The organism is Kocuria sediminis (assembly GCF_009735315.1).
In the GTDB taxonomy this organism is placed as follows: Bacteria; Actinomycetota; Actinomycetes; order Actinomycetales; family Micrococcaceae; genus Kocuria; species Kocuria turfanensis.
Genome location: NZ_WOGU01000009.1, coordinates 138,843 through 164,874, shown reverse-complemented (window position 1 = coordinate 164,874; position 26,032 = coordinate 138,843). Strand labels below are relative to the sequence as shown.

Genomic DNA, 26,032 nt, shown 5'->3' with positions numbered 1-26,032 from the left:
CGGCTGCGGCCGGGCCCGCCGCCGCGCGGGGTGTGACCTGGAGGCCCGGATCCGGTACGCTGGATCGCTGGTGCCTCCCGCACGGGACCGCGCGCGCGTCCGCTCCACGGGACCGCGGCCGGACGACGACGGCGCACCGTCCACCGAGCGAAACCGTGCCTGGCAAAATCCAGGCACCGACAGAAGGTTTGAACCCCATGAAGACTGACATCCACCCGGACTACCACCCGGTCCTCTTCCGCGACCTGGCCTCCGGCAAGACCATCCTGACCCGTTCCACCGCCACCTCGCAGAAGACCGAGACGTGGGAGGACGGCAACGAGTACCCGATCATCGAGGTCGAGATCTCCTCGGAGTCCCACCCGTTCTACACGGGCAAGCAGCGCATCATGGACTCCGCCGGCCGCGTGGAGCGCTTCAACGCCCGCTTCAAGAACTTCGGCAAGTCCGGCAGCTGACGCCCCTCCCGCACGCGGGACCCCGCAGCGCCGCACGCAGGCCCGGACCGGATCGGTCCGGGCCTGCGTCGTGCCCGGGGCCGGCTCGCCCCCTCCCGGGACCCGGGTGCCCTCCGGGCGACCGGCGTAGGCTGGCCCGGGACCAGCGGCACGCAGGACGGGAGAGCACGGATGGAGCAGCACGAGCGGCGGCACGGGGAGTTCAAGGTGATGGGCGGCAAGCTCGTGGTCGCCGACCTGAGCGTCGTCGACGGCCGCCTGGCCGACGTCTCCGTCAACGGGGACTTCTTCCTGGAGCCCGACGAGGCCCTCGAGGACATCAACGCGGCGCTCACCGGGCTGGAGGAGGACGCGACCCCGGAGCGGATCGCCGGAGCCGTGCGGGCGGGCCTGGCGGACGACGTCGTCCTGTTCGGCTTCTCCCCGGAGGCGATCGCCACGGCGGTGCGCCGCGCCCTGGCCCGGGCCACCACGTGGGACGACCACGTGTGGGAGGTCATCCCGCCCGCGGTCCGGCCGACCGTGGAGAACCTGGCCCTGGACGAGGTGCTGGCCCGGGAGGTGGGGGCCGGCCGGCGCCGGCCCGCCCTGCGGCTGTGGGACTGGGACGAGCCGTCCGTGGTGATCGGCTCCTTCCAGTCCCTGCGCAACGAGGTGGACGCGGAGGGAGCCCGGCGGCACGGCATCTCGGTGGTGCGGCGCGTGTCCGGCGGCGGCGCCATGTTCATGGAGGCCGGCAACTGCATCACCTACTCCCTCTACCTGCCCCAGACGCTCGTGGACGGGCTGAGCTTCTCGGAGTCCTACCCGTTCCTCGACCAGTGGGTGATGCAGGCGTTCCAGGAGATGGGCCTGCAGGCCTTCTACGTCCCGCTCAACGACATCGCCACGGAGCACGGCAAGATCGGCGGCGCGGCGCAGAAGCGCTTCGCCGGCGGCGGCATGGTCCACCACGTGACGATGAGCTACGACATCGACGCCCAGAAGATGACCGAGGTCCTGCGGATCGGCCGGGAGAAGCTCTCGGACAAGGGACACCGCTCGGCCAAGAAGCGTGTGGACCCGCTGCGGCGCCAGACCGGCATGGCGCGGACCGACGTCGTGGACAAGCTGATGGAGGTCTTCACCGGGCGCTACGCGGCCGTGCCCGGCGCGGTCGGCGAGGACGAGCTCGCCGCGGCCCGCGAGCTCGTCGCCACGAAGTTCGGCACCCCGGAGTGGCTCACCCGCGTCCCCTGAGCGGCGGCGCCCCCGCTCCCAGGGATCCCGCAGCGGCGGGGGCCTAGCATGGGCGGCGGGGGAAGAGGCGCCGCCCGGCGCGGCACCCCCGCCCGCCGTCCCGCCGATCCCGGAGCAGCCCATGTCCCGCGCCGACCACGACCGCGCCCCCGCGCCCCCGCGCCCGTCCCGCCCCCGGCACACCGTGCGGCGGGTGCTGCTCGTGCTGCTGGGCCTCGTGCTCGTGCTGGCCCTGGCCGCCGCACTGTTCCTGTGGAACCTCGGGCGGACCTTCGACGCCCGGAAGCAGACCCTGGAGGACGCCTTCCCGGCCGAATCCACCCGGCCCGCCGTGGGCTCGGCCCAGGACCGCGGCACCACCGTGCTGGTGCTGGGCGCCGACACCCAGCCCGGCGGACGGGCGGACGTGGGCGTGGAGGGGCAGCGGGCGGACACCATCATGCTCGTGCACCTGCCCGAGGACGGCGGCGAGGCCTACGTGCTCTCGATCCTGCGGGACACCTGGGTGCCGATCCCCGGGGCCGGGGAGGCCAAGATCAACGCGGCCCTCGACATCGGCGGAGTGCCCCTGATGGTCGAGACGGTCGAGGAACTCGTCGGCACCCGGGTCGACCAGGTCGCCGAGGTGGACTTCGCCGGCTTCCAGGCGCTCACCGACGCCCTGGGCGGGGTCACGGTCGACGTGCCCCAGGACTTCGTCTCGAACGAGGGCATGACCTTCCAGCAGGGCCCCGAGCACATGGACGGGGAGCGGGCCCTCGAGTTCGTCCGCGAGCGCAAGGCCTTCGCCGACGGCGACTTCCAGCGCGTGGCCAACCAGCGCACCTACGTCCGGGCGGCGCTGGAACGGGCCCTGGCCCCGCAGACGCTGCTCAACCCCCTCCGGCTGCACGCCGTGGTCGACGACTTCTCGCCCTACCTGGTGGTCAGCGAAGGACTCGACGCCCGGTGGATCACCGGGCTGGTGCCCGACCTCGTCGGCCTCTCCGCCGGGAGCCTGCACATGGCCACGGCCCCGCAGCAGGGCCTCGGCTGGTCCCCGGACGGGCAGTCGGTGGTGGTGCCGGACCTGGAGGCGATGGCCGGCGTCGGCGAGGCCATTTCGGAGGACAATCTGGGCGGATATCTTGCTACGCTGAGCCCCGACGATCAGTAGTGCCCCGCCGGATCCCCCGCTCCGGCGGGTTCTCCTTCCCCGCCCGCAGCACGCCCCGTGATCGACCGGGACGGCCCCTCTTGACCCCCACGAGAGAGCCATGCCGCACACCCCCCGCCCCCTTCCCCCGGACGACGGGACCGCGCCCCCACGGCGGTCGGCCGCCCGTCTGCTGACCACCCTCGCCGCCCGGCCGGCCGCCCGGGCGCTGCTGCGCAGCCCCTGGCCCGAGGCCGGTGCCGCGGTGGCCCGCGGCCCGGCCGCGGGCCCGGGCATGGACCGGCACCTCGCGGCCCGGCTGCGGCGCGCCGAGCGCGGCCGGCCCACGCCGCGCGCGGCCCACCGGCTCGCGGAGCTCGCCCTCGCGGCGGGCAGGGTGGCCGAGGCGGACCGCTACCTCGCCCTCGTGCCCCCCGGCACCCGGGGCCTCGCCGGGACGCGGGGCCGGCGGCACCGGCACGTGGGACGGGTCTCCGAGGCGGTGGTCGGGCTGCGCCGCGCGGTGTCCGCCGGCCGGGCCACTGCGCGCGAACGCCGGCAGCTGCACCGCTACGAGGACGAGCTGCGGTTGCTCTCCGGCTGGCGTCCCGCCCTGACACCGGTGGTCGGCTACCGGCCGGACCCGGCCTCGGTGCTGCACGTGCTCGCCGGGGCCCGGCCGCACCGCCGCGCCCCGCGGGCCCACTCCCTGCTCACCGCGACCGCGGCCGCAGGCTGGCACGTGACCGCCGTGGTCCGCCCCGGCCCGTTCCCGGACTCCGCTGCCCGGCGCCCCGCGGGCGCATGGACCGTGGACGGCGTCGCCTACCACCGCATCCTCCCGGCGGACCGGACGGGCACGGCCACGGGCCGGCTGCAGCAGGAGGCGCAGGCGCTCCTCGAGCTGGCGCTGCGGGCCAGGCCCGCGGTGCTGCGCACCACCAGCCACGCCGGCAATGCCCTCCTCACCCGGGCGGTCGCGGAGGCCCTGGGGATCCCGTGGGTGTACGAGGTGGGGGAGCTGCCGGCCGACCGGTGGGCGGCCACCCGTCCCGCCGAGGCCGCCGCGAGCGAGCGCTTCCGGATGTGCTGCGCCCGGGAGGCGGAGCTCCTGTCCGCCGCGGACGACGTGGTCGCCCCGAGCCGGGCCATGCAGGAGAGGGTCCGGGAGCTCACGCGCGCCCTGCCGGGCGGCCCGGTCCCGGCCCGCGTCGCGTCCCCGGCCGTGGACGGGCCCTACCTCGCCGACCCGCGCCCCGGGCCGGAGGCCCGCAGGATCCTCGGGCTGCCCGCGTCCGTCCCGGTCGTGGGCGCCGTCGCGGACCTGATCGAACGCGAGGGCCTCGACGACCTGCTGCGCGCCGCGGCGCTGGTGGCCGAGCGGGTCCCCGAGCTGCTCGTGGTGATCGTCGGCGACGGCCCCGCCCGGGCGGAGCTGGAGGCCCTGGCCCGGCGGCTGGGGCCGGCCGGGCGCGTGCGGTTTCCCGGGCGGCTCACCGACGAGGAGGTGCTGCTCCACCACCAGGCCTTCGACGTGTTCGTGGTCCCGCGCAGGGACGGGCCCGTCACCCGCTCCGCGGTCCCGACCGCGGCCGTGCAGGCCCTGGCCACCGGGACCCCGGTGATCGCCTCCCGGCTGCCGGCGCTCGCCGAGACGGTGGCCGACGGGATCACCGGGCTGCTGACCCCGGCGGGGGACCCGGAGACCCTCGCCACGGTCCTGCAGATGATGCTCGAGTGTCCCGCGGTGCGCCGGTGCCTGGGCGGGGAGGCCAGGCGCCGGGCGGTCCCGGGGCGTACCTGGCAGGCCGTGGCGGCCGACGCCGCCGAGGTCTACGACCACCTGACCGGCCGGGCCGGGCCGCAGGAGGCCACCGCCTGAGCCACGGCCCGAGCCGCGGCGTGAATCGCCGACGGGATCACGGCCGGGCTCGCGCCCGGGGGCACGGTGCGGTCATAGCAGGCCCAGGCGCCGGAGCCGCCGCCGGGCGGCGGCCTCGCTCGGTCCGGTCTGCCCGAGAGCCCGGCCGACGACCGCGAGGGTGAGCCCGGCGGCCCCCCGGGTGGGCAGGGGGACGGGGCCGAGCCGGGGACGGCGCAGGCCCAGCAGGGCCAACCGCTCCTCGGGCAGGGAGTCGACGACGGCCGCGAAGAGCGCCCGGTAGCCCGGCAGGAGCAGGGGGTCCAGGGGCGGGCGGCGCAGGAACCCCACGACGTCGTCCACCCGTGGTCCGCCCGCGAGCTGGGGGCCGAACGCGCGCATCCGGGCCTCGAGCGCCGCCTCGGTCCGCGGCGGGTCCACCACGCCCATCAGCCGCCCGGCCACCGCCCACTCCCGCACGTAGGCGTCCGGGCCGCCCGGGATCGGCCCACCCCATCGCTGGTGGGAGCGCAGGAACGCGTCCGTGAACGCCAGGTGCACCCACTCGGTGAGGTCGGGGTCGTTGGCGCAGTAGGGCCGCCGGACGCCGTCGGCACCGGTGTAGGTGCCGCGCACGCTCTCGTGCAGCCTCCGCACGTGGCCGGAGGCGCGCTGCGCGGCCGTCGTGTCCCCGTAGGTGACGGTGAAGATCCAGCGGATGGTCCCCGCCAGGCGTCCCAGCGGGTCCCGCCGGTAGTCGGAGTGCTCCACCACGCCCGCCAGCGCGCCCGGGTGCAGCGCCTGGGTGAGCAGCGCGCGCACTCCGGCCGGGATGGTGGCCATGGAGCCGTGCACCGCCCACACCGCCGAGCCCGGCCGGAAGTGGCCGGCGTCCTCGCCGTCGGCCAGCGCCAGCTCCCACGCGGGGACGCCCTCCGCCTGGCCCGCGAAGGTGGTCCGCAGCCGCTCCTGCAACGGCGCCATCAGTCCCACGTGCGCGTCCTCCCGTCCCGTGCGGTGCCTCGGCCCCAGTATGCGCCCCGGCTCCGACACCCGGTGCGCCGGACCCGGGCGTGCACCGGGGTGGGCGCGGGAGCGAACGGCGTGCCACCGACGGGTCCGGCCCCGTCCGGCGCGCAACCCGTGCTCGAGGCCCGTGGGACGGTGCGGCGGCCGGGGCAGGCGGTCAGCTCCGCTGCGGGTCGGCGCCGACCGGCGGCGCGCCCTCCAGGAAGCGCAGCAGGGCGGGGGAGCGGGAGACGACCGACTCGTGGTAGCGGCCCAGCATCTCCGGGTCCCTGCCGATCACCAGCCGTTCCACGTCGTCGTCCAGGAACATCACCAGCACTCCCCGCAGCGACTCCAGGGCGGCCTCGTCCCGGAGCAGCGTGCGCACGGCGGCGGGCACCCGGACGGTGTGCACGCCGTCGAGCTCGACGTCGGCGAAGTCCGGGTTGTCGCTGTCGGTCCACCGCGCCTCGGCCGCCGAAGAGAGCACCCCCAGGGTGTCCACGGCGCCGGCCACCACGAGCGCCGCCTGCGTCAGCGCGGTCTGGCTGTCCCGGGCGCGGCCCCGGGCCCGGCGCCGGCCGCGGACCCCGCGGCGGGGCCGGGCGCGGTCCACCACCAGGTACTCCAGCTGCAGGCTCCCGTCCTGCTCCTCGAGGAAGGACACCGTCAGCTCCTCGGTGGGGGCGTCGCCGCGGACGCCCGTGTAGGCCCTGCGGAGCAGGTCCTGCAGCTGGGTGGAGGAGCGGCTGAGGGTGCGCCCGGAGAGGCTCACGGGGCGCCCGTGGGCGTCGAGGCAGCGCACGACGCGCGGCAGGCCGGCCACCGCGGTGACGAGGGGAGTGTCCACGGTGGGATCGTGCCTTTCTGCCGGGACGGGGGATGATCCCCATTCTAGATGCGCATGCATCCGCCGCGCCGCGGGATCTGTGGTCGGTTGTGGGGACAACACCCGTCTCATCAGCGGCGATGCGGCGGCCGCAGGGCACAGGGGAGCGTGCCCCGGACCCGGCGGCCGCCGCACCGGCTCAGCCGGTCACGGCCAGGAGCCCTCCTCGGCGTGGGCGATGAACAGCTCGCGGATCTCGCAGCCGGCCGGCTGGGCGAGGGCGAACAGGACCGCGTTCGCCACGTTCTCCGGGTCGTTGAGCTGGGAGTCGTCCTGGGGCTTGTACTGCTCGTCGCGGTCGTCGAAGAACCGGGTCTTCATGCCCCCCGGGATGAGCTGGGTGACGCCCACCTCGCCCTTGAGCTCGGCGGCCAGGGCCTGGCTGAAGCCCAGCACCCCGAACTTGGACGCGCAGTAGGCGGTGGCGTCCGAGACGCCCTTCAGCGCCAGGGTCGAGGCGACCGTGATCACCCGTCCGCGCGACTCCCGCAGCGCGGGCAGCGCCGCCCGGACGGTGGACACCGTGCCGAAGAGGTTGACCTGGACGACCTTCTCCCACTCGGAGGTCTCCACGTCCTCGAGCCGGCCGCAGCGGTCGATGCCGGCGGCGGTGACGACCGCGTCCAGGCCCCCGGCCTCCTGCACGGCCCGCTGGACCGTCGCGGTGACGGCGGCGGTGTCGGCGACGTCGACCTCGTAGGCGGTCACGCCGCTCAGCGCGCTGATGTCCCGGTCCAGGACGATGGGGGTGCCGCCGTTGTCGCGGACCGCCTCGGCCACCGCGGCGCCGAGCCCGGAGGCACCACCGGTGATCAGGACGCGCCCGGGGTTGGTGGGCTGGAAACTCATGCAACTTCCTCTCTGCTGGGCACTGCTCCGCCCGCGGACGGCGCCGCGGGCGGACGTGCTGCTCCTCGTCGGAACAGGGGGCAGGCCCCCGCGGGTGCGGCGGCCTGGTCACTGCTACCGTAACCGGTCCCGGGCCGTCGGTAAGTATGCTCATCGGGACAGCCCCGGACCCCCGGCTCCTTCGCGGCCGGAGGGCGTCCGCCCGACGGAACAGGAGATCCATGACCACCGCAGCACCCACCACCGACCCCACCACCGACCCGACCGCCGAGCTCACCGTGCTGGACCCGCGGGACGGGTCCGTGGTCGGCACCGTGGCCGCGGCCACCGAGGACGAGGTCCGCGCCGCGGTCGCCGGCGCGCGCGCCGCCGCCCGGGACTGGGCGCGCACGGCCCCCGAACAGCGCGGCAAGGCCCTGCGCGCGGCCGCGGACCACCTGGCCGAGCACGCCCGGGAGCTCGCCGAGCTGAACACCCGCGAGACCGGCAAGCCCTTCGAGGAGGCCCTGGGCGGGGTCGAGGCCGGGATCGGCACCCTCTACCAGTACGCCGAGCTCGGTCCCGTGCACCGGGGCCGCAGCCTGCGCGGCGACGTGCTGGCGTCGGACTACACCGTGGCGGAGCCGCGCGGCGTCGTCGTCGCCCTGACCCCCTGGAACGACCCCGTCGCCGTGGCCGCGGGCCTGCTCGGGGCCGCGCTGGTCTCGGGCAACACCGTGGTGCACAAGCCCAGCGAGCGCTGCCCGCACGTCGGCGCCCGGCTGGGGGAGATCCTCGCCGAGGCCCTGCCGGCCGGGGTGCTGGGCACCGTCAGCGGCGGGGCGGCCGTCGGTCAGCTCCTCACGGGTCTGCCGGACGTCGACGTCCTGGCCCACGTCGGCTCCACCGCCACCGGGGAGGCCATCGCCCGCGCCGCCGTGGGGACCGGGGCCCACGTGATCCGCGAGAACGGCGGCAACGACGCCCTCGTGGTCGACGACGACGTCGACCCCGCCTGGGCCGCCGAGCAGGCGGCCCTCGGGGCCTTCGCCAACGTGGGGCAGATCTGCGTGGCGGTCGAGCGCATCTACGTCCACCGCGCCGTGGCCGAGCCGTTCCTCGCGGCGCTCACCGAGCAGGCGCGCCGGCGCAACGCCGAGGGCTCGCTCGCGCCGCTGGTGGACGAGCGGATGCGGGAGGAGGTCCACCGCCAGGTCGCCGAGAGCGTCGCCGCGGGCGCCGTCGTGCTGGAGGGGGCGCGGGTGCCCGAGGGGCCCGGGGCCTTCTACCCCGCCACCGTGCTGCGCGAGTGCGGCCCGGGCATGACCGTCATGGCGGAGGAGACCTTCGGGCCCGTGGCCCCCGTCCAGGTGGTGGACAGCTTCGCGGAAGGCCTGCGGCTGGCCGCGGCCGACCGCTACGGGCTGGCCGCGACCGTCCTGACCGGCCGGATCGCCCACGCCCAGCAGGCCGTGGCGGAGCTGCCGGTCGGCACGCTGAAGGTCAACAACGTCTTCGGCGGCGCCCCGGGCGGTGCGGCGCAGCCGCGGCGGGCCAGCGGTGCGGGCTTCGGCTACGGGCCGGAGCTGCTGGACGAGATGACCCAGGTGAAGGTCGTGCACATCGAGATGCCCCCGGCCCGCGGCTGAGCCCGCGGGCGGTCCCGGGGCGGGAGCGTCACGGTAGCTGCGGACGGCGCCCCGGGCACACCCGTGCCCGGGGCGCCGGGGCGTCAGCCCCGGCGCAGCGGCTGGAGCAGCCCGCGGACGCGGTCGGAGGGCTGCTCGCCCAGCTCCCGCGCCACGAGCGCGCGGTAGCCCTCGAACGTCCGCCGCGCCTCGGTCTCGTTGCCCAGGACCAGGTGCGCGCGGATCAGCAGGCACACGGCGCTCTCCCGCAGGGGAGCGGCGTCACCGGCGGTGCGGGCCAGGGCGAGGGCGTGGTGGACGTCGCCGTGCGCCAGGCAGAACTCGGCCCGCTCCTCCACGGCGTTGACGTAGAGCTCCTGCAGCCGCGCCTGCTCGGCCAGGACCCAGTCGTCGTACCAGCCCGGCAGCAGCTGGACCCCGGGGCGGTCCAGCACCCACGCGTCGTCCCGTGCCGCGGACCAGGAGGCCACCGGGCGCACCACCAGCTCGAGCAGGCGGTGCAGGTCCACGTCCACCGTCTCCGACAGCGACAGGGCGCCTCCCTGGCACACCACCGCCCCCGGCAGGCGGCGGGACAGTGTGAAGACGGCCGCCCGCAGACTGCCCAGCGCGTGGTCCTCCGGGACCTCCGGCCACAGCAGTCCGGCGAGGTAGGCCCGGGACCGGGGGCCGTGGATCGCCAGGGCCGCCAGCAGCCGCTGCTGCCGCGACCCGGTCTGCACCCGGGTGCCCCGCACCGTGGCGTCCCAGTTCCCGAGCAGCCGCAGCGCGATCGTCCCCCGCTCGGCCATGAGCTGTCTCCCCCCGGCTGACCAGGCGCGATGTCCGCGCCGTGGGCTCACCGCCATGCTGGGCCGCGGTCCCGGGGGAAGTCAACGACATGTCGCGCCCCGCATCGAGTGCGACCGGCCCGGCCCGGGCCCCGCGGGCGGGGCCCGGGCCGGGCCGGTCAGGAGGAGTCAGTCCCACCACTTGTGGTAGAGGCGGTCGTCGCTGCCGATCGCGCACACGTCGACCCGGTCGCGGGCCCAGGAGACCGCCGAGGGGTTGTGCTTGACCCGCCCGCCGAGGCTCTCCCAGCCGCTCCAGCCGCGGTCGTACCACTGGTGCCACACGGCGTCGTCGGTGCCGACCACGAAGCAGTCGAGCCGGCCCCTGGCCCAGGACGAGGCGCCGGTCCCGCCCCGGCAGTCGCCGCCGAGGCTCTCCCAGTTGCTCCAGCGGCGCCCGTTCCACCACTTGTGCCACAGGGCCCGGTCCGTGCCGATGCCGAAGCAGTCGATCCGGTCCCTGCCCCAGGACACCGCGGAGGGGTTGTACCGCAGCCGGCCGCCGAGGCTCTCCCAGTTGCTCCAGCGGCGCCCGTTCCACCACTTGTGCCACAGGGCGTCGTCCGTGCCCAGCACGAAGCAGTCCAGCCGGTCGCGGCCCCAGGAGGAGAGGCCCACGCCGCCGCGGCACCGCCCGCCCAGGCTCTCCCAGTTGCTCCAGCGGCGCCCGTTCCACCACTTGTGCCACAGGGCGTTGTCGCGGCCGATGCCGCAGACGTCGATCCGGTCCCGGCCCCAGGAGACGGCCGCGGGATTGGACTTCAGCCGGCCGCCGAGGCCCTCCCAGTCGCTCCAGCCGTCTTCGTACCACTTGTGGTAGAGCGCCTCGTCGGTGCCGACGACGAAGGCGTCGAGCCGGCCCCGCGCCCAGGAGGACACGCCGGTGCCGTACCGGCAGACCCCGCCCAGGTCCTCCCAGCCCGACCAGGCGGTGGTGGTGACGGTCGCGGCGGAGCTGGCCGGGGCCGGGCCCAGGGCCACTCCTGCGCCCAGCACCGCCCCGGCCGTGATGAGGTTCCTCCGTGAGACGCCGCCGGGGGCTGCGGCAGCGGTCCGGTCGTGCGGAAGGTCCCGTGTGGTCATGGTGTGCTCCTCGACGCGGGGCGGGGCCGGCCGGTGGCACGGCGCTCCCGCCACGGTGGACGGTGGCCGCGACCGGGACGGGACGTCGGGTCCGTCCGCCGGGGCGGGCCCGGGGCCGCCGGTCGCACGGCCATGATCCGGCCCGCGGTGTTATCCCGGTGTGACTACCGCCGGGACACTTCACCGGGCCCCGGCCGGCGCCCTGCTGGGGCCCGTCCGGGCGCGCCGGCCGGTGGGTGATCCCGGAGGCGGCCGTCCGGGCCGGCCGGGCTCAGAAGCGGCGCCGGACCCGGATGGTGTTGGCCAGGCGCCGGACCTTGGGCACGTTGGTGGAGAGCACCAGGTAGCCGGTCAGAGTGCCCACGGTGGTCGCCCCGCCGGCGATGAGCGGCGTGTGGTACCGGCGCCACCGCTCCGGGTCCGAGGCCAGGATGTGGGCCATCCCGTTGATGGACGCGGCGATCACCGCCCCGGCGATCACCTGGTGGCCGATCTTCTCGCCGCGCTTGAGCAGCGGCTCGAACTCGTCGGCGCGCAGGTGCACGTCGAAGCCGCCCCGCTCCAGGACCACGATCAGCCGGCGCAGGTACTCCGGGGCCTCCACGCCCATCTGCACGGCGTCCTCCACGGTGTCCCGCAGCCGCTTGACGAGGACCTCGGGGGAGAGCCGGTGCAGGACGAAGCGCTGGGCGTAGGGGGTGAGCACCGTGACCAGGTCGAAGTCCGGGTCCAGGCCCGTGCCCACGGACTCGGCCGTGACGAGCATCCGCAGGAACAGGGCGGACTCGCGCGGCAGGTGCATCCGGTAGCGGCGCAGCAGGCCGATGAGGTCGCCCATGAGGTGGCCCACCCGCACCTCCTGCAGCGGCTTGTTGGCGTAGCGGCGCAGCAGGATCCCCACGTCGCGGTCCAGCTCCCGCTTGTTGACGTCCTCCTCCTGGGACGTCATGCCGAGCAGCCCGGCCGCCGCGCGCCGGGGGTTCTGCTGCACCACCCCGAGCATGAGGGTGACCAGGTGGTCGCGGAACTCGTCGGTCAGGGTGCCCATCATGCCGAAGTCGATGATGCCGATCCGCCCGCCGGCCTCCACGAAGAGGTTGCCCGGGTGCGGGTCGGCGTGGAAGAAGCCGTGCTCGAAGATCATCCGGCAGATGGCCTCGGTCGAGTCCACGGCCAGCAGGTGCCGGTCGAGGCCGGCCGCCTCGAGCGCGGGGTAGTCGTTGATCTTGATCCCGCGGACCCGCTCCATGGTGAGGATCCGGGAGGTGGAGGCCTCCCAGAAGATCTCCGGGATGTGCACCCGCGGATCGCCCCGGAAGTTCTCCGCCATCCGCTGGGCGTTGCGGGCCTCCGTGAGGTAGTCCAGCTCGTCCCGCAGGGACTGCGCGAACTCGTCCGCCAGCCCCGCGAGGTCGAAGTGCTCCACGGCCGGCCAGTAGGTGGACAGCAGCTTGGCGAGCTCCGCGAGGATCTCCAGGTCCCGGTTGACCTCCTCGACGACGCCGGGACGGCGCACCTTCACGACGACGTCGACGCCGTGGTAGACGGCCGCGTGGGCCTGGCCGATCGAGCCGGTGGCCAGCGGGGTGGGGTCGATCTGGGCGAGGATCTCCTCCGCGGCGGAGTCCGGCTCGGACTCGATCATCGCGCGGATCTGCTCCGGCGGCACCGGCGGCGAGTTGTCCTGCAGCCGGGTGAGCTCCTGCACGTAGCGCGGCGGCAGGAGGTCCGGGCGCGTGGAGACCAGCTGCCCCAGCTTCACGAACGTGGGACCGAGCTCCTCGAGGGCCTGCCGCAGGTGCACCGGCTGGCTGTAGAGCTTGTTCGGGTCGATCAGGCGCACCCGGGCCAGCGGCGCCCGCCACTCCTCCTTGATCCCGCCGAGGGCGAAGCCGAAGCCGTGCTTGGAGAGCACCTCGAGGATCTGCAGGAAGCGTTCGCGGCGGCTGATCATCGGCCGGCCACTCCGGTGCTCATCCGGGCCAGGTAGAAGGACATGAAGCCGGTGGCGACCGCCACGATGAAGCACAGCGCGCTGACCAGCGGCTCGATCCCCAGGAACACCGCCCCGACCCCGGCCAGCAGCACGGTCACCGCCAGCAGCGCCCAGACGGCCACGCCGACCCGCCCCGCGGCGCCGGAGCGGGGCCGGGCGGAGGAGCGCTGGGCGGAGACGGCCTCGTCCTGCCCCGGGCGCTCGGCGCCGGCGGCCCCCGACCCGGACACGGTCAGGCCCTTGCGCCACTTCTTGGCGTTGCGGGAGCGGTCGGCCTCGGCCGGGACGTAGGCGTCAGGCACCGGGTGGGTGTCCGCGGGCGGGAGCAGCTCGGGGACGTCGTTGGGCAGCCGCTCGAACCACTCCGCCGGGATCTCCTCCGGGCGGGCGGCCTGGATGGTCATCGACACCTCGAAGGCGGAGCCGCGGATCGTGCCCCACACCGCGGTGAGCAGCTCGTGCTGGAACGCGTGGTTGATGATCGGGATGAACTGCTGGGACATCTGGGTGGAGAGCCGTCCCACCTGCCGGCGCTCGTAGAGCACGTCCACGGTGTCCACGACCTGCCCGTGGTGGTTCTTGACCTTGTTGGCCTCCAGGGTCAGCATCACCCGGCCCTCGCCCGACGGCGGCACCACGCTGTGCAGGTACTCGGCGAACTCCTGCTCGTCCAGGACCTTGATCGAGGGCCCCTGCGGCAGCACGGTCGCGTGCGTCGGGGGCGTGTTGAGCGGGAACAGCAGGTCGGGGGCCGCGATCGACAGCCGCGCCGTCGCGTCGACCTCCGCCTGCCCGTCCTGGCGCAGCACCGTGGCGTCGAGCTTGAGCGGGGCCACCGGCGTGAACCCGGAGGCGATCACCCGGGCCAGGTAGGGCCAGTACCGCTGCGCGTCCTGCTGGGCGAGGTGGCCGACCTTGTTGGGGCCGATCCGCACCGAGACCGTGTGCGGGTCGAAGGGGTTGTCCGGCTCCGGCACCAGGGCCGCGTTGCCCGTCCAGGTCCGCAGCTTGCCGAAGGACAGACCGCCGAACACCCGCATGATCTCGGTGTCGTAGAAGTTCTCCGTGACGATCTCCAGAGAGCCGCGGTCGTTGAGCGCGTAGTCGGTCATGGTCTCCCTCGGTGGAGCTGGGGCGGCAAGTCGTCAATAGCTTCTCACGATTCCCGGATCGGCCGGTTCATCCCCCGGCCCCTACGGTGTCCGGGCCGACTGGTGCAATGAGCACTGATCAGGACACCGATCAGGGCACCGGGACGGGCCCCGGTGCCCGCCCCGGGACGAGAGCCGGACCGGGGCCGGAGAGGAGGTGCGGATGCCCCAGGGCCAGGTCCCCCCGCCCGAGCCCGCCCGCACGGCCGTGGACGTCGACGTGCTCCGCACGCTGTTCCTCAGCCCCGGCGGCTGGATCCACCGCCGCGTGGAGTCCGTGCTCATGAGCCCCGACGGCGTCACCCGGCGGAAGGTCTCCCTCGACGTGGACCTCGCCGCCCACGACCCGTGGCCGGCCGACGCCGCCGGCCGGCTGCTGGTGCCGGTCACCATCCAGGCCAAGCAGCCCCTGCGCAACTTCGACGCCGTCTGCGAGGGGGAGCCCGCCCCCGTGCTCGGCACCGAGGACAACGGGGCGCTCGCCGAGCTGCTGCTGCGCGGGCTCATCCCGGAGCAGCTGCCGCTGGCCGAGGCCGCCCTGCTGGCCGAGCAGCACGTGCCCGCGATCGTGCACGTGCCGGAGCTGCTCGTGGAGGACGCCCTCGACCGGTTCTGGGCCCACTGCGAGCACCTGCGCGCGGTCGTGCACGAGCTGATCGCCCTGGGCCGGCTCTCGGCCGAGGACGCCGAGAACTGGGACGGCGACTTCGCCCTGTTCACCACGGTGGCCGATCAGCTGGCCCGCGGGTTCCTGCTGACCTTCGCGCTGCCGGCCGAGCTCGCGGGCCGGCGGCTGGTGCTCAAGTACGCCATGGACGAGCAGTACGCCGCCGGCCGCCGGCCGCGGGCGCGGGACCGGCTGCGGCACTGCTGGAAGCCCTGGGTCGGCCGGGTGGGCCTGCACGACCTCGCCTCCTGCCGCAGCTTCCACCTGGAGCTGACGGTGCCCGCGGAGGTCCGGCTGCACGAGTTCACGGTCCTCTCCGCCGAGGACGACCGGAGCGGCCCGGGCCCGGACCGGGCGGTGGACCGTGTCCTCGCCGAGGACCGGATCGTGCAGCGGTGGCCCGGCGCCGTCCGCGGTCACCTGGCGCTGCGGCCCACGTCCCGGTTCGACGACGCCTTCTGCGAGATGGTGATCCTGCCGGCCCGGCAGGGCATCACGGCGTTCGCGTCCGTGGCGGTGAGCCTGATCACCGCGGTCCTGCTGCTCGTGGGCGTCGTGGCGGCCGTGCCCGACCGGGTGCTGGGCCCGGGCTGGCAGGTGCCGTCCGCGGCGGCGTCGATCGTGATGTCGGTGGTCGCGGTGCTGCTGTCCTGGATCAACCGGCAGCCCGAGCACGACCTGTCGGTGCGGGTGATGCGCCCGCTGCGCTACGCCCTGAACCTGGAGGCCTTCGTCATGCTGATGCTCGCCGGCGCGGCGTCGGTGCCCTTCACCCCGGGGGCGGCCGGGGCCTACTGGGCCCTGCTGCTGCTCCTGCACGCGCTGTCCCTCGTGCTGGTCGTGCGCACCTGGTGGGTGCGCCGGTCCGTGGACCGCGGCCGCTACACCGCCCGGGCGCGGCGGCGCGGGCCGTGACCGGCGGCGCTCTGTTCAGTGGGACGGTGGCCTCCTACACTGGAGAGGTCACGGAAAGGATCCACCATGGCCTATGACGCACGGACCGGCCCGCAGGAGCCCCAGCCGCGCCGCACGCGCCCCAACGACTCCAAGGTGAACGTGCTGCAGATGGGCAACTCGTCGATGTCCCTCGGTCAGAGCCTGGACCGGCGGGTCTTCAAGTCCAACGAGGACGCCCAGCGCGCGGTGGAGCGCGTGCTGCGCCGGGCCGCCCGCCGCGCCGGCTGAGGCGCCGCCGCCGGACCGAGCGCACACCGGGCGGCGGGCCTCCGGGTCCCTGCCCGTCGAGATCCTGACTCCGCAGCCCCTCCGCCCGCGGGACCCTGTCCCAGGGATGGCCGATCAGCGTGTCCGTGGAACCGCCCTCAGAGCGCAGCGCCGCCGGCGGAGGGGTCCTTGCCGGTGCCCGGCGCCGAGAGGGCCGGGGCGTGCAGCGGCAGGGTGAGCGTGGGGTTCGGGCGCCAGGGCACGTCGATCACCGCGCGCAGGGCCCACCGGATCCGCAGCCCCGGCAGCCGCAGGGTCGGGGCGGGCAGCCGGTCCGGCACCGGCAGCGTGAACGCCACCTCCCGCACCTGCCCGCCCGGGATGTCCCCGCCGCGGACCACCGTGCGGGACACGACGGTCTCCACCTCCCGGCCGTCGTCGGCGGGGCTGCGCGCCGGGTCCGCCCCCGCGCCGGGGCCGTGCGCCACGCGCTCCTGCAGGACGAGCTCGACGCGGAAGGAGCGGGCGGGCACGCCGGTGAGCGCGGCCAGGCGCAGGGTTCCGGTCAGCGGGCGTCCCGGGACGAGGGTGCGCGAGGAGAGCCGGTCGAGGTCCATGGCCGCGTAGGCCCGCGAGCTCTCCTGCGGCGGCGTGTGGGCGTCGGCGATCCCCTCCCGCGCTCCGGCGCGGACCTCCACGGGCCGTTCCCGCACGACGTCGCGGCGCCCTCGGCGCGGCAGCCGGACCCGCACCGCCCAGCGGACCTGGATCAGCTTGCCCTCGGCGCTGCCCGGCGCCCCGGCCGGGACCGTGAGCTCCGCGCGGAGGGCCTCGGGCTCGCCGGGGTCCGCCGTGACGGCGTCCAGGGCGGCAACGTCGAGGGCGGCGGCGTCCACGGTGACGGTGTCCTCCGCCCAGGCGGTCTGCACCGCCCCGTAGAGGTTGCCGCGGCGGTAGCCGTAGCGCAGCGTGCGCAGCAGCTCCACCACGGCGCCGTCGCCCGCCGCGTGCCCGTCCGCCGTACCGCGCACCCGCACGACCACCCCCAGGTGCGCGCCCGCCTCGACGGGCCCGCCGGGGTCCACGAGGAGCTCCACGTCGAGTCCTGCCCGGGTTCCGGTGCCGGTTGCCATGCCGTCATGGTCGGGATCCGGCGCGGGCGGTGTCAACGCCCGGGCCGGACCGGGACGGTTGATGACGCGACGGGCCGGGGCGGGCCGTCAGGGGCGAGCGGCCGCCTGGGCGCGCAGGGCCCGCAGCAGGTGGTCCTGCTCCTCGGCCAGGATCCGGCGCAGCGCGGCCGGCGCCCCGGCGTGGTTGTTCAGCCACAGCGCCGTGCGCGCCACCACGGGGTGGTGCCGCGGGTCGCGGCCCGGCTCCAGATCGGCGTCCGAGGGGTAGAGGCCCTCGACCGTGCGGGTGGCCATCCCGATGGACCGGCGCGCCCAGACCTCCTCCAGCATGGCGAAGTAGGGCTCCCGGTAGGGCTCCACAAGCTCCTCCGGGCCGAGCCGGAACCCGGCGATCGTGGCCGTCAGCAGGTCGTTGGACAGCCCCTCCCCGGTGATCGCCTCCCACGCCTCGGCCTTGGCCTCCGGGGTGGGCCGGGCGGCGCGGGTGCGGACCCACCCGATCTGCCCGGTGCGGGTGCGGTCGGCGGTGTGCTCCCGCTGCACGGCGGCCTCCAGCTCCGGGTCCGGGCCGTGGGCGGTGGCCACCAGCGCCGTCCACAGCGCCCAGCGCAGCTCCGAGCCCAGGGCCAGCCCGGGCAGGGCGTCCGCCCCGGTGAGCAGGTCCCGCAGCCAGCCGTCGTGGGAGCGGTCGCGCCGGGCCAGGCGCGCGGTCTGCCGGGCGAGGGCGAGCTGACGGTCGCTGCCGGGGTCCGCCCGGCGCAGCTCGCGCACGGCGACGTCGAGCAGCCGCCCCCGCAGCCGGTCCCGCCGCGCCGGCGGGGTGAAGCGCTCCACCGCCTGCACGGCGTGCTCCACGGCGTTGGCGAACATCCCCGGCTGCGGCTCGGCGAACCCGTGGTCCAGGACGGCCCCCACCCAGTCCCCGGGGTCCAGCTCGGCGTCGCGGGCGGCGTTCCACAGCCCGGACCACAGCTGGGCCCGGGCCATGGCGTCCTCCACGGAGGACAGGGAGCTCAGCGCCGTGGTCAGCGACAGCGGGTCCAGGCGGGTCTTGGCGTAGGTCAGGTCCTCGTCGTTGACCACCAGCAGCGTGGCGGTCGAGCCCACGAGCTCCGGGACCTCCACGCAGGCCGCCGCGGGCAGGTCCACGCTGACCGTGCCGGTGCGCACCAGCACGTCCCCGGGTCCGCGCTCGTAGCCGCCGAGCAGCAGCCGGTGCGGCCGCAGCACCCCGGGGCCGGGCTCCTGCAGCAGCGCGGCGAAGGTCACCACCCCGTCGTCGTCCCGGGCGAGGTCCAGGCTCAGGGTGCCGACCCCCGAGGTGGCCAGCCAGGAGTCCGCCCATCCGCGCACATCGCGACCGGAGGCCTCCTCGAGCACGGCCAGGAAGTCCTCCAGCGTGGTGGACCCGTAGGCGTGGCGGCGGAAGTAGGCGCGGCACGCGTCGACGAACGGGCCGTAGCCCACGAACGCGACGAGCTGCTTGAGCACCGCCGCGCCCTTGGCGTAGGTGATGCCGTCGAAGTTCTGCCGGGCGGCCTCGAGGTCCGGGATGTCGGCGACCACCGGGTGCGTGGTCGGGAGCTGGTCCTGCTGGTACGCCCAGGCCTTGCGCCGGTCGGCGAAGGCGATCCACGCCTCCTCGAAGTCGGTGGCCTGCACCGACGCGTGGGCGCCCATGAACTCCGCGAAGGACTCCTTCAGCCACAGGTCGTCCCACCAGCTCATGGTCACCAGGTCCCCGAACCACATGTGGGACATCTCGTGCATCAGCGTGTTCGCCCGGCCCTGGAACTGGGCACGGGTCGCCCCGTCCGGGAACAGGTACTCCTCGGTGAACGTGACCAGCCCCGGGTTCTCCATGGCCCCGAGGTTGTACTCGGGCACGAACGCCTGCTCGTACTTGCCGAACGGGTACGGGTGGTCGAAGAGCTCGGTGAAGAACGTCAGCCCCTGCCGGGTGAGGTCGAACAGCTCGCGGGCGTCGAGGTGCTCGGCCAGCGAGGCCCGGCAGTACAGGGCCAGCGGCACGGTCATCCGGCTGCCGTCCTCGAAGGAGTGCCGCCACTCGCTCGCCACCCGGTGGTAGGGACCGGCCAGGACGGTGGTGATGTACGTGGAGATCCGCTCGGTGGGGGAGAACTCGTGCCGCAGCGCCCCGCCGCGCTCCGCCTCCGGGGCGGGGGAGGCCGCCATCCGCACCCCGTTGGACGAGACCTCCCAGCCCTCCGGGGCCAGGACGGTGAACCGGAACGACGCCTTGAGGTCGGGCTGCTCGAAGCCGGCGAAGACCCGGCGGGCGTCCGCCGGCTCGTACTGCGTGTAGAGATAGGTGCGCCCGTCGGCCGGGTCCACGAACCGGTGCATGCCCTCGCCCGAGCGGGAGTAGCGGGCCCGGCCGGCCACGGTGACCTCGTTGCGCGCCGCGAGCGAGGGCAGCCGGATCCGGGAGCCCTCCACGACGTCGTCCGGGTCCAGGGCCTGGCCGTTGACCGTCACCGCGTCCACCGAGTGACCGATGAAGTCCAGGAACGTCTGCGCGCCCTCCTCGGCGCGGAAGCGCACCGTGGTCGCCGACCCGAACGAGTCCTCCGCCGGGTCCTCGGCGGCGGAGAGGTCCAGCAGCACCTCGTAGTCCTCCACGGTGATCAGCGCGGAGCGGTCGGCGGCCTCACGGCGGGTCAGGTTGTCGTTGCGCACGGTGCCATTGAACCATCCGGGCCGCCGCCCCGCCCTGGACAGCAGGCTGACGGTGCCTAGGCTGGAGGCGACCGCCGCCCTCGACGCCAGGAGGCCCCCCATGGCCGACGCCCCCGCCGCCCGCAGCGGGCGCGCCCCCGAGCCGGTGGGTCCCGCCGGGCAGGACCGCCGCACCGTGCTGGCCGGCGCGCTGCTGGGCGCGGGCATCGCCGCCTCCGTGGTGGACCTCGCCGTGTTCCACCTCATCCTGCACTGGCACCACTTCTACGACCTGTCCACCACCGGCGTCGCGCTGTTCTCGGACGGGCTCTTCCACGCCTTCGGCTGGTTCGTGACCGTCGGCTCGCTGTTCCTGCTCGCCGACGTGCGGCGCCGCGGGCCCCTGTCCTGGGGGCGCTGGGCCGGGGCCCTGCTGATAGGCCTGGGCGGCTTCCAGCTCGTCGACGGCGTGGTGCTGCACAAGGTGCTCCGGATCCACCAGATCCGCTACGACGTGGACCTGCTGCTCTACGACGTCAGCTGGATCGGCACGGCCGTGCTCGCGCTCGCGGCGGGGCTGGGTCTGCTCCACCGCGCCCGGCCCGTCCGGGCCGCCCGGTGAGCCCGCACCACGGCGGCCCGGGCTGGGCCGCCGTCGAGGCCGCGGCCGTGCTCGTCCTGCTGGCAGGCGCGGCCGGGTACGCCGCGGCGCTGTGGGCGGCGCGGCGCCGCCGCCCGTGGCCGGCCCGGCGGACCGTCCTGTGGGTCGCCGGGCTCGGCTGCGCCGGGGTGTCCCTGACGGGCCCCCTGGCCGCCGCCGCCCACGGCAGCTTCCCCGCCCACATGGTGGTGCACCTGCTCCTGGGGATGGCGGCGCCGCTGCTGCTGGTCCTCGGCGCGCCCGTGACCCTGGCGCTGCGGGCGCTGCCCGTGGCCGGCGCCCGGTCCCTGAGCCGGCTCCTGCGCAGCCGTCCGGTCCGGGTGGTGAGCCACCCGGTGCCGGCGGCGGCGCTGAACGCCGGGGGCCTCTGGGCGCTGTACGGCACCGGCCTGTACGCCGCCATGCACTCCTCGGCGCCGGTGCACGCCGCCGTGCACGCCCACGTCCTGCTCGCCGGATACCTCTTCACCGCGGCGGTCGTCGGCGTGGACCCCGACCCGCACCGGGGATCCCTCCGCCTGCGCGCGGCGGTGCTGGTGGGGTTCCTGACCGTGCACGCGGTGCTCGCGAAGCGGCTCTACGGGGATCCGCCCGCCGGGGTGGGCGCCGCCGACGCGCAGCTGGGGTCCCAGATCATGTACTACGGCGGGGACGCCGTGGACGTGGCCCTGCTCGTGGTCTTCTTCGCCCAGTGGTACGCCGCCGGACGGGCACGGACGGCTCCGGCGGCGGCGTGAACGGCCGGGCTCAGTCCGCCGGCGCGGAGCCGCCCCGGGCCTCGAGCTCGGCGACGAGCTCGTCGTGCCGGTCCTGGGTGACCGGGTGCGGGCCGTCCGGGCCGGTCAGGTACTCGTGTTCGAGCTGGCACACGACCCGGCTGTGCAGCACCTGCAGCTCCACCAGGGACAGCGCGGAGAGCTCGGCGGGGAAGGCGCAGTCCGGGCCCAGGCACGTCTCGCACCCGGGCGTTCCCCCGGCGGCGGGGCCGGCCGGCGACGGGACGGTGTCGAGGCCGCTCATGCCGCCACCCCCTGCGGGTCGGCGCCGACGGCGGGCCGGGCGACGGGGACGAGGGCGGCTCCGGTGCGGCACCGGGCGACCGGGTCGATCGGCACGACGACGGTCAGCTGGGAGTCCATGGAGGATTCCTTCCACAACGGGATGACGTGGCCGGCTGCTTGACCCGTGAGATCGAGCTTAGACCGGTGCGTCGCCTCCGACCAGGGGGGATGCGCGATCGTGCTCGGGCCGGGGAGGGAACGCCCCCACTCCGCGGTGTGCCGGACGGGGACCCGCCGCCCGGTAGCCTCGGGGACATGCACACACTCGTGGTCGGTTGGTCCAGCGTCCTGCACGGCGAGGCGACGGCCGGTGACGTCCTCGCCATGGACGCCGTCGCCGACGCCCTCGGCGCGGCCGGCATCCCGCACGACGTCGCCTGGAGCGCGGTGATGTGCCCGCCCGGCGGGCTGCGCCTCGACGACGCCGACCCGCGCCGGTACACCGACCTCGTGTTCGTCTGCGGGCCGGCCACCGGCCGCTCGATCGCCGAGCTGCACGAGCGCTTCGCCCACTGCCGCCGGATCGCGGTGGGGGTCAGCGTGCTCGACCCCGGAGACCCGGTGACCGCCGGGTTCCACCGGGTGATCGCCCGCGACCGTCCTGGGGCCGGGGCCCACCGCGACCTGGCGGCCCGCCCGGTGCCGCAGGCGGTGCCCGTGCTGGGGGTCTACCTCACCTCCGGGCAGCAGGAGTACGGTGCGCGCCGCCGGCACGAGACGACCCGGGCCGGGCTCGAGGCCTGGCTGGGCGGCCTGGACGCGGCCCGGCTGCCGCTGGAGACCCGGCTGGACCCGCGCGACTGGCGGCTGCCCGCCACCGCGGCGCAGGTCGGCTCCGTCATCGCCCGGCTCGACGCCGTCGTGACCATGCGCATGCACGGTCTCGTCCTGGCCCTGCGGGCCGGGGTCCCCGTCCTGGCCGTGGACCCCGTCGCCGGCGGCGGGAAGGTCACGGCCCAGGCGCGGGCCTGGGACTGGCCGGCCGTCGTCGGGCCCGAGGAGCTCGGTGCCGGCCGCCTCGAGGAGCAGCTGCACTGGTGCCTCTCGGCGGAGGGACGCAAGGCGGCCCAGGCGCGCTCCGCGAAGGATCCCAGCGGGACCGAGCAGCTGCACGACCTCGTCCGGGAGCTGGGCGGCACGCCCCGTCCCGACCCCGCGGGCCGACTCGGCGCCGAGGCCTCCGAGGGGCTCCTCGAGAGCGCCGGAACCCCCGCGCACCAGCGGTGACACGCCCCCAAGATCAGCCGCCTGATCAGTCTGTGTAATACTCCGCACTATGAACTACCTGGGCATCAACGCGATTTTTCACGACCCCGCGGCGGCTCTCGTCGTGGACGGCAAAGTGGTGGCGGCGGCGGAGGAGGAGCGGTTCTCCCGGCGCAAGCACGGCAAGCGGCCCGTGCCGTTCTCCGCGTGGGAGCTGCCCGAGCAGGCGATGCGCTGGTGCCTCGCCGAGGCCGGGCTGACCCCGGCGGACCTGGACGCCGTCGGCTACTCCTTCGACCCGGCGATCGCCGCCGAGATGCCGGACGACCCGTACGACCCGGTCCGGGTGGACTACGCCCGCCGCGCCCCGGGCTTTCTCGCCGAGGCGCTGCCCGGCCTGGATCGGGACAAGGTCCGCTTCGTCGAGCACCACGTCGCCCACGCGGCGTCGGCGGGCCTGGCCGCGCCCTCCCGCACCAGCAGCGTGCTGGTGGTCGACGGCCGCGGCGAGGCGCACTCGCACCTGGCCGGCCGCTACCGCGACGGCGAGCTGGAGATCCTGCACCGCCAGGCCCTGCCGGAGTCCCTGGGCCTGCTCTACGAGTCCCTCACCGACCACCTCGGCTTCCTGCGCTCCTCCGACGAGTTCAAGGTCATGGCCCTGGCCTCCTACGGCGAGCCCCGCTTCCTGCCCGAGCTGCGCGAGATCGTCCGCGCCACCGGCGACGGCGGGTTCACCGCCCAGGCCCCGGACTGGACCCGCTTCGCCCCCCGCCGGATCGACGACGGCACCTGGGGCGGCGACCACGCCGACCTCGCCGCCTCCGTGCAGGCCGTGGTCGAGGAGGTCCTGGTGGACCTCGCCACCTGGCTGCACGGGCAGACCGGCGACCGGGTGCTCACCATGGCCGGCGGCACCGCCCTGAACTGCGTGGCCAACTCCCGCATCTGGCGGGACACCCCCTTCGAGGAGGTCTGGGTCCAGCCCGCCTCCGGCGACTCCGGCACCGCCCTCGGCGCCGCCCTGCACCTGGCCCAGGAGGCCGGTGACCTCGGGGAGCCGCAGCCCACCGCCGCCCTCGGGCGCAGCTGGTCCGGCGAGGAGCTCGCGCAGTGGCTGCGCACCGCCCAGGTGCCCTTCACCACGCCCGAGGACCTCGCCGGGGAGGTCGCCGACGTCCTCGCGGACAACGGGGTCGTCGCCTGGTTCGACGGCCGCAGCGAGTTCGGTCCCCGCGCCCTGGGCCGCCGGTCCCTGATCGCCAACCCGATGCACCCGGACAACCTCGAGCGGCTCAACGACGTCAAGGGCCGGGAGCAGTTCCGCCCCGTGGCGCCCATGGTGCTCGAGGAGCGCGCCGCCGAGATCTTCAGCGGCGGGCCGATGCCCAGCCCGTTCATGCTCTTCGTGCACGACGTGGCCCCGGAGTGGCGGGAGAAGATCCCCACGGTCACCCACGTGGACGGCACCGCGCGCATCCAGACCGTCACGGACGAGGACAACGCCGGGATCGCGGCGCTTCTGCGGGCCTTCGACGAGCGCACGGGCGTGCCCGTCGTCGTGAACACCTCGCTCAACACCGCCGGCCGCCCCATGGTCGACGACCCCCGCGACGCCCTCGAGCTCTTCGGCTCCGCCCCCGTGGCCGCGCTCGTGCTGGGCCCGCACCTGGTCCGCCGCGCCTCCTTCTTCCAGGAGGCCCGATGACGCCGGCGCCCACCGAGCCCGCCACCTACGCCGTCGTCATCCCCTCGGTGGGCCGGCCCACCCTGCAGTGGCTGCTGGACACCCTCGCCGCCCAGGACGTCGACGCCCGCCACCCCGGCCCGCTGGAGGTCGTCGTGGTCGACGACCGCCGCGGGGACGTGGCGCCGCTGCGGCTGAGCGTCCCGGACACCGTCGCCTGGACCGTGCGCACCGTGCGCGGCTACGGGCGGGGACCCGCCGCGGCCCGCAACCGCGGCTGGCGCGCCGCCCGGCGCTCGGGCGCCGAGTGGATCGCGTTCCTCGACGACGACGTCGAGCTGCCCGCCGGCTGGGCGCAGCGCCTGGCCGAGGACCTCGCCGCGTGCGGACCGGAGATCGGCGCGACCCAGGGCCGCATCGACGTGCCGCTGCCGGACACCCGCCGGCCCACGGACTGGGAGCGCAACACCGCCTCCCTCGAGGACGCCGACTGGGCCACCGCCGACATGGCCTACCGCGTGGCGGCCCTGGAGGCCGTCTCCGGCTTCGACGAGCGGTTCCCGCGCGCCTACCGCGAGGACGCCGACCTCGCCCTGCGCGTGCGCCGGGCGGGCTGGCAGCTCGTGCGCGGCGAACGGCGGATCACCCACCCGGTGCGCCCGGCCGACGACCTGGTGAGCCTGCGCGTGCAGGCCGGCAACGCCGACGACGCCCTGATGCGCCGGCTGCACGGGCCGGACTGGCGCGTCGCGGCCGAGGCGCCCCGCGGCGGCTTCGCCTGGCACGTCGCCACCGTCGGCGCCCTGGGGGTCACCGCCGCCGGGGCCGCAGCGGCCGCCGGGGCCGCGGCCCTCGGCCGGCGCTCGGGCGCCCGCACCGCCGTGGCCGCGGCCGGCACCGGCGCCGCGGCCTGGAGCTGGCTCACCGGCCGGTTCCTGATGCTGCGCATGGGCCCGGGCCCGCGGCCCGGGGACCCCGAGTTCCTGCCCGAGCTCAGCCGCATGGCCCGCACCAGCGCCGCGATCCCCGTGGCCGCCGTGCGGCACAAGCTGCGCGGCCGGTGGCGGCACCGGGGCACCGGCCCGTGGCCGGTCCCGGTGCGGGCGGTGCTCTTCGACCGGGACGGCACCCTCGTGCACGACGTGCCCTACAACGGCGACCCGGCGAAGGTGGAGCTGGTGCCTGGGGCGCAGGAGGCCGTGGCCGCCGTGCGCGCGGCCGGGCTGGCCGTGGGCGTGGTCTCCAACCAGTCCGGCATCGGCCGCGGCCTGCTCACCCGCGCGCAGGTCGACGCCGTCAACGCCCGGGTGGCCGAGCTGCTCGGCCCGTTCGACACCTGGCAGCTGTGCCCGCACGCCCCCGAGGACCGCTGCGCGTGCCGCAAGCCGAGCCCCGGCATGGTGCTCGCCGCCGCCGCGGAGCTGGGCGTGGACCCCGGCGAGTGCGTGCTGATCGGTGACATCGGCGCCGACGTCGAGGCCGCCCAGGCCGCCGGGGCCCGCTCCGTGCTGGTGCCCACGCCCGTGACCCGCGAGGAGGAGGTCGCCGCCGCCCCCGCGGTGGCCGCCACCCTGACCGAGGCGGTCGCCTCCGTGCTGGGTGCTCCGACCGACCGCCCGGCCGTGCCGGCCGGGGCCCGGGGCTGAG

The 26,032-nt window shown here is 75.6% G+C and carries 23 protein-coding genes; 12 read left to right on the top strand and 11 right to left on the bottom strand.

From position 1 onward, the window contains the following. The first annotated feature begins 197 nt into the window (after positions 1–197). From GMA12_RS12200 to GMA12_RS19325, 4 genes are all read left to right on the top strand, one after another. Positions 198–458 (top strand): type B 50S ribosomal protein L31, encoded by a 261-nt coding sequence (locus tag GMA12_RS12200; protein WP_047802707.1) that lies wholly within the window; start codon positions 198–200, stop codon positions 456–458. Positions 459–629: 171 nt separating this feature from the next. Beyond that, complete coding sequence (lplAB, locus tag GMA12_RS12195) at positions 630–1,697, top strand: lipoate-protein ligase LplAB (RefSeq protein ID WP_156269775.1); 1,068 nt, start codon at positions 630–632, stop codon at positions 1,695–1,697. Positions 1,698–1,818: 121 nt separating this feature from the next. Next, on the top strand, positions 1,819–2,853 hold the full coding sequence (locus tag GMA12_RS12190; RefSeq protein ID WP_156269774.1) for an LCP family protein: 1,035 nt from the start codon (positions 1,819–1,821) through the stop codon (positions 2,851–2,853). Positions 2,854–2,953: 100 nt separating this feature from the next. Continuing rightward, positions 2,954–4,714, top strand: coding sequence for a glycosyltransferase family 4 protein (locus GMA12_RS19325; RefSeq protein ID WP_156269773.1), 1,761 nt, complete (start codon positions 2,954–2,956; stop codon positions 4,712–4,714). Between the two features lie 72 nt (positions 4,715–4,786). Here GMA12_RS19325 and GMA12_RS12180 read toward each other — a convergent pair whose 3' ends face one another. From GMA12_RS12180 to GMA12_RS12170, 3 genes are all read right to left on the bottom strand, one after another. Beyond that, positions 4,787–5,677 (bottom strand): oxygenase MpaB family protein, encoded by an 891-nt coding sequence (locus GMA12_RS12180; protein WP_156269807.1) that lies wholly within the window; start codon positions 5,675–5,677, stop codon positions 4,787–4,789. Between the two features lie 202 nt (positions 5,678–5,879). Continuing rightward, positions 5,880–6,551: a hypothetical protein gene (locus GMA12_RS12175; RefSeq protein WP_156269772.1), complete on the bottom strand. Its 672-nt coding sequence runs from the start codon at positions 6,549–6,551 to the stop codon at positions 5,880–5,882. A 186-nt stretch (positions 6,552–6,737) separates the two neighbouring features. Further along, positions 6,738–7,439: an SDR family oxidoreductase gene (locus GMA12_RS12170; RefSeq protein ID WP_156269771.1), complete on the bottom strand. Its 702-nt coding sequence runs from the start codon at positions 7,437–7,439 to the stop codon at positions 6,738–6,740. 221 nt (positions 7,440–7,660) lie between these two features. Between GMA12_RS12170 and GMA12_RS12165 the strand changes: the two genes are divergently transcribed. After that, positions 7,661–9,067, top strand: coding sequence for an aldehyde dehydrogenase family protein (locus tag GMA12_RS12165; protein ID WP_156269770.1), 1,407 nt, complete (start codon positions 7,661–7,663; stop codon positions 9,065–9,067). A gap of 83 nt (positions 9,068–9,150) precedes the next feature. On the opposite strand, the gene GMA12_RS12160 is transcribed toward GMA12_RS12165, so the two are convergent. The 4 genes from GMA12_RS12160 to GMA12_RS12145 form a co-directional block, all read right to left on the bottom strand. Continuing rightward, positions 9,151–9,858 carry an AfsR/SARP family transcriptional regulator gene (locus tag GMA12_RS12160; RefSeq protein WP_156269769.1) on the bottom strand — a complete coding sequence of 236 codons (708 nt, stop codon included), beginning with the start codon at positions 9,856–9,858 and terminating at the stop codon, positions 9,151–9,153. Positions 9,859–10,026: 168 nt separating this feature from the next. Next, positions 10,027–10,980 (bottom strand): PLL family lectin, encoded by a 954-nt coding sequence (locus tag GMA12_RS12155; protein WP_156269768.1) that lies wholly within the window; start codon positions 10,978–10,980, stop codon positions 10,027–10,029. A 271-nt stretch (positions 10,981–11,251) separates the two neighbouring features. After that, positions 11,252–12,934, bottom strand: coding sequence for an ABC1 kinase family protein (locus GMA12_RS12150; protein ID WP_156269767.1), 1,683 nt, complete (start codon positions 12,932–12,934; stop codon positions 11,252–11,254). Then, a complete protein-coding gene (locus GMA12_RS12145; protein ID WP_156269766.1) occupies positions 12,931–14,088 on the bottom strand; it encodes a hypothetical protein in 1,158 nt (385 codons plus the stop codon). Before GMA12_RS12145 ends, GMA12_RS12150 begins: the two co-directional genes overlap by 4 nt. A gap of 202 nt (positions 14,089–14,290) precedes the next feature. Between GMA12_RS12145 and GMA12_RS12140 the strand changes: the two genes are divergently transcribed. Both GMA12_RS12140 and GMA12_RS12135 read left to right on the top strand, forming a co-directional pair. Further along, complete coding sequence (locus GMA12_RS12140; RefSeq protein WP_156269765.1) at positions 14,291–15,709, top strand: hypothetical protein; 1,419 nt, start codon at positions 14,291–14,293, stop codon at positions 15,707–15,709. A gap of 66 nt (positions 15,710–15,775) precedes the next feature. Next, positions 15,776–15,979, top strand: coding sequence for a hypothetical protein (locus GMA12_RS12135; RefSeq protein ID WP_156269764.1), 204 nt, complete (start codon positions 15,776–15,778; stop codon positions 15,977–15,979). Positions 15,980–16,116: 137 nt separating this feature from the next. Here GMA12_RS12135 and GMA12_RS12130 read toward each other — a convergent pair whose 3' ends face one another. Together GMA12_RS12130 and pepN are read right to left on the bottom strand one after the other, a co-directional pair. After that, entirely contained in the window at positions 16,117–17,091 is a 975-nt protein-coding gene (locus tag GMA12_RS12130; protein WP_156269763.1) for a hypothetical protein, read from the bottom strand. An 87-nt stretch (positions 17,092–17,178) separates the two neighbouring features. Beyond that, positions 17,179–19,791 carry an aminopeptidase N gene (pepN, locus tag GMA12_RS12125; protein WP_170301049.1) on the bottom strand — a complete coding sequence of 871 codons (2,613 nt, stop codon included), beginning with the start codon at positions 19,789–19,791 and terminating at the stop codon, positions 17,179–17,181. A gap of 100 nt (positions 19,792–19,891) precedes the next feature. On the opposite strand from pepN, the gene GMA12_RS12120 reads away from it, so the two are divergent. Both GMA12_RS12120 and GMA12_RS12115 read left to right on the top strand, forming a co-directional pair. Beyond that, positions 19,892–20,392, top strand: a complete 501-nt coding sequence (locus tag GMA12_RS12120) for a DUF2243 domain-containing protein (RefSeq protein WP_156269761.1) — start codon at positions 19,892–19,894, stop codon at positions 20,390–20,392. Beyond that, complete coding sequence (locus GMA12_RS12115; RefSeq protein WP_162459780.1) at positions 20,389–21,168, top strand: cytochrome c oxidase assembly protein; 780 nt, start codon at positions 20,389–20,391, stop codon at positions 21,166–21,168. Before GMA12_RS12120 ends, GMA12_RS12115 begins: the two co-directional genes overlap by 4 nt. A gap of 10 nt (positions 21,169–21,178) precedes the next feature. Here GMA12_RS12115 and GMA12_RS12110 read toward each other — a convergent pair whose 3' ends face one another. Next, positions 21,179–21,451, bottom strand: a complete 273-nt coding sequence (locus GMA12_RS12110) for a hypothetical protein (RefSeq protein WP_156269759.1) — start codon at positions 21,449–21,451, stop codon at positions 21,179–21,181. Continuing rightward, positions 21,448–21,570, bottom strand: coding sequence for a hypothetical protein (locus tag GMA12_RS19320; protein WP_276607401.1), 123 nt, complete (start codon positions 21,568–21,570; stop codon positions 21,448–21,450). Before GMA12_RS19320 ends, GMA12_RS12110 begins: the two co-directional genes overlap by 4 nt. 177 nt (positions 21,571–21,747) lie before the next feature. Here GMA12_RS19320 and GMA12_RS12105 point away from each other — a divergent pair, with 177 nt between their 5' ends. Genes GMA12_RS12105 through GMA12_RS12095 form a run of 3 tightly spaced genes read left to right on the top strand, consistent with a single transcriptional unit; the run spans position 21,748 to position 26,031 of the window. Then, on the top strand, positions 21,748–22,719 hold the full coding sequence (locus tag GMA12_RS12105; protein ID WP_156269758.1) for a polysaccharide pyruvyl transferase family protein: 972 nt from the start codon (positions 21,748–21,750) through the stop codon (positions 22,717–22,719). Positions 22,720–22,768: 49 nt separating this feature from the next. Further along, complete coding sequence (locus tag GMA12_RS12100) at positions 22,769–24,406, top strand: carbamoyltransferase family protein (protein WP_156269757.1); 1,638 nt, start codon at positions 22,769–22,771, stop codon at positions 24,404–24,406. Next, positions 24,403–26,031, top strand: coding sequence for an HAD-IIIA family hydrolase (locus GMA12_RS12095; protein WP_156269756.1), 1,629 nt, complete (start codon positions 24,403–24,405; stop codon positions 26,029–26,031). Before GMA12_RS12100 ends, GMA12_RS12095 begins: the two co-directional genes overlap by 4 nt. The last annotated feature ends 1 nt before the right edge of the window (position 26,032 follow it).

Bases quoted from the DNA above. Each gene is read 5' to 3' on its own strand.
- lplAB (WP_156269775.1), top strand. From the start codon at position 630: ATGGAGCAGCACGAGCGGCGGCACGGGGAGTTCAAGGTGATGGGCGGC.
- GMA12_RS12170 (WP_156269771.1), bottom strand. From the start codon at position 7,439: ATGAGTTTCCAGCCCACCAACCCCGGGCGCGTCCTGATCACCGGTGGT.
- GMA12_RS12120 (WP_156269761.1), top strand. From the start codon at position 19,892: ATGGCCGACGCCCCCGCCGCCCGCAGCGGGCGCGCCCCCGAGCCGGTG.
- GMA12_RS12150 (WP_156269767.1), bottom strand. From the start codon at position 12,934: ATGATCAGCCGCCGCGAACGCTTCCTGCAGATCCTCGAGGTGCTCTCC.
- GMA12_RS12155 (WP_156269768.1), bottom strand. From the start codon at position 10,980: ATGACCACACGGGACCTTCCGCACGACCGGACCGCTGCCGCAGCCCCC.
- GMA12_RS12200 (WP_047802707.1), top strand. From the start codon at position 198: ATGAAGACTGACATCCACCCGGACTACCACCCGGTCCTCTTCCGCGAC.
- GMA12_RS12180 (WP_156269807.1), bottom strand. From the start codon at position 5,677: ATGGCGCCGTTGCAGGAGCGGCTGCGGACCACCTTCGCGGGCCAGGCG.
- GMA12_RS12100 (WP_156269757.1), top strand. From the start codon at position 22,769: ATGAACTACCTGGGCATCAACGCGATTTTTCACGACCCCGCGGCGGCT.
- GMA12_RS12130 (WP_156269763.1), bottom strand. From the start codon at position 17,091: ATGGCAACCGGCACCGGAACCCGGGCAGGACTCGACGTGGAGCTCCTC.
- GMA12_RS19325 (WP_156269773.1), top strand. From the start codon at position 2,954: ATGCCGCACACCCCCCGCCCCCTTCCCCCGGACGACGGGACCGCGCCC.
- GMA12_RS12135 (WP_156269764.1), top strand. From the start codon at position 15,776: ATGGCCTATGACGCACGGACCGGCCCGCAGGAGCCCCAGCCGCGCCGC.
- GMA12_RS12165 (WP_156269770.1), top strand. From the start codon at position 7,661: ATGACCACCGCAGCACCCACCACCGACCCCACCACCGACCCGACCGCC.
- GMA12_RS12105 (WP_156269758.1), top strand. From the start codon at position 21,748: ATGCACACACTCGTGGTCGGTTGGTCCAGCGTCCTGCACGGCGAGGCG.
- GMA12_RS12145 (WP_156269766.1), bottom strand. From the start codon at position 14,088: ATGACCGACTACGCGCTCAACGACCGCGGCTCTCTGGAGATCGTCACG.
- GMA12_RS19320 (WP_276607401.1), bottom strand. From the start codon at position 21,570: ATGGACTCCCAGCTGACCGTCGTCGTGCCGATCGACCCGGTCGCCCGG.
- GMA12_RS12095 (WP_156269756.1), top strand. From the start codon at position 24,403: ATGACGCCGGCGCCCACCGAGCCCGCCACCTACGCCGTCGTCATCCCC.
- GMA12_RS12110 (WP_156269759.1), bottom strand. From the start codon at position 21,451: ATGAGCGGCCTCGACACCGTCCCGTCGCCGGCCGGCCCCGCCGCCGGG.
- GMA12_RS12160 (WP_156269769.1), bottom strand. From the start codon at position 9,858: ATGGCCGAGCGGGGGACGATCGCGCTGCGGCTGCTCGGGAACTGGGAC.
- GMA12_RS12140 (WP_156269765.1), top strand. From the start codon at position 14,291: ATGCCCCAGGGCCAGGTCCCCCCGCCCGAGCCCGCCCGCACGGCCGTG.
- GMA12_RS12190 (WP_156269774.1), top strand. From the start codon at position 1,819: ATGTCCCGCGCCGACCACGACCGCGCCCCCGCGCCCCCGCGCCCGTCC.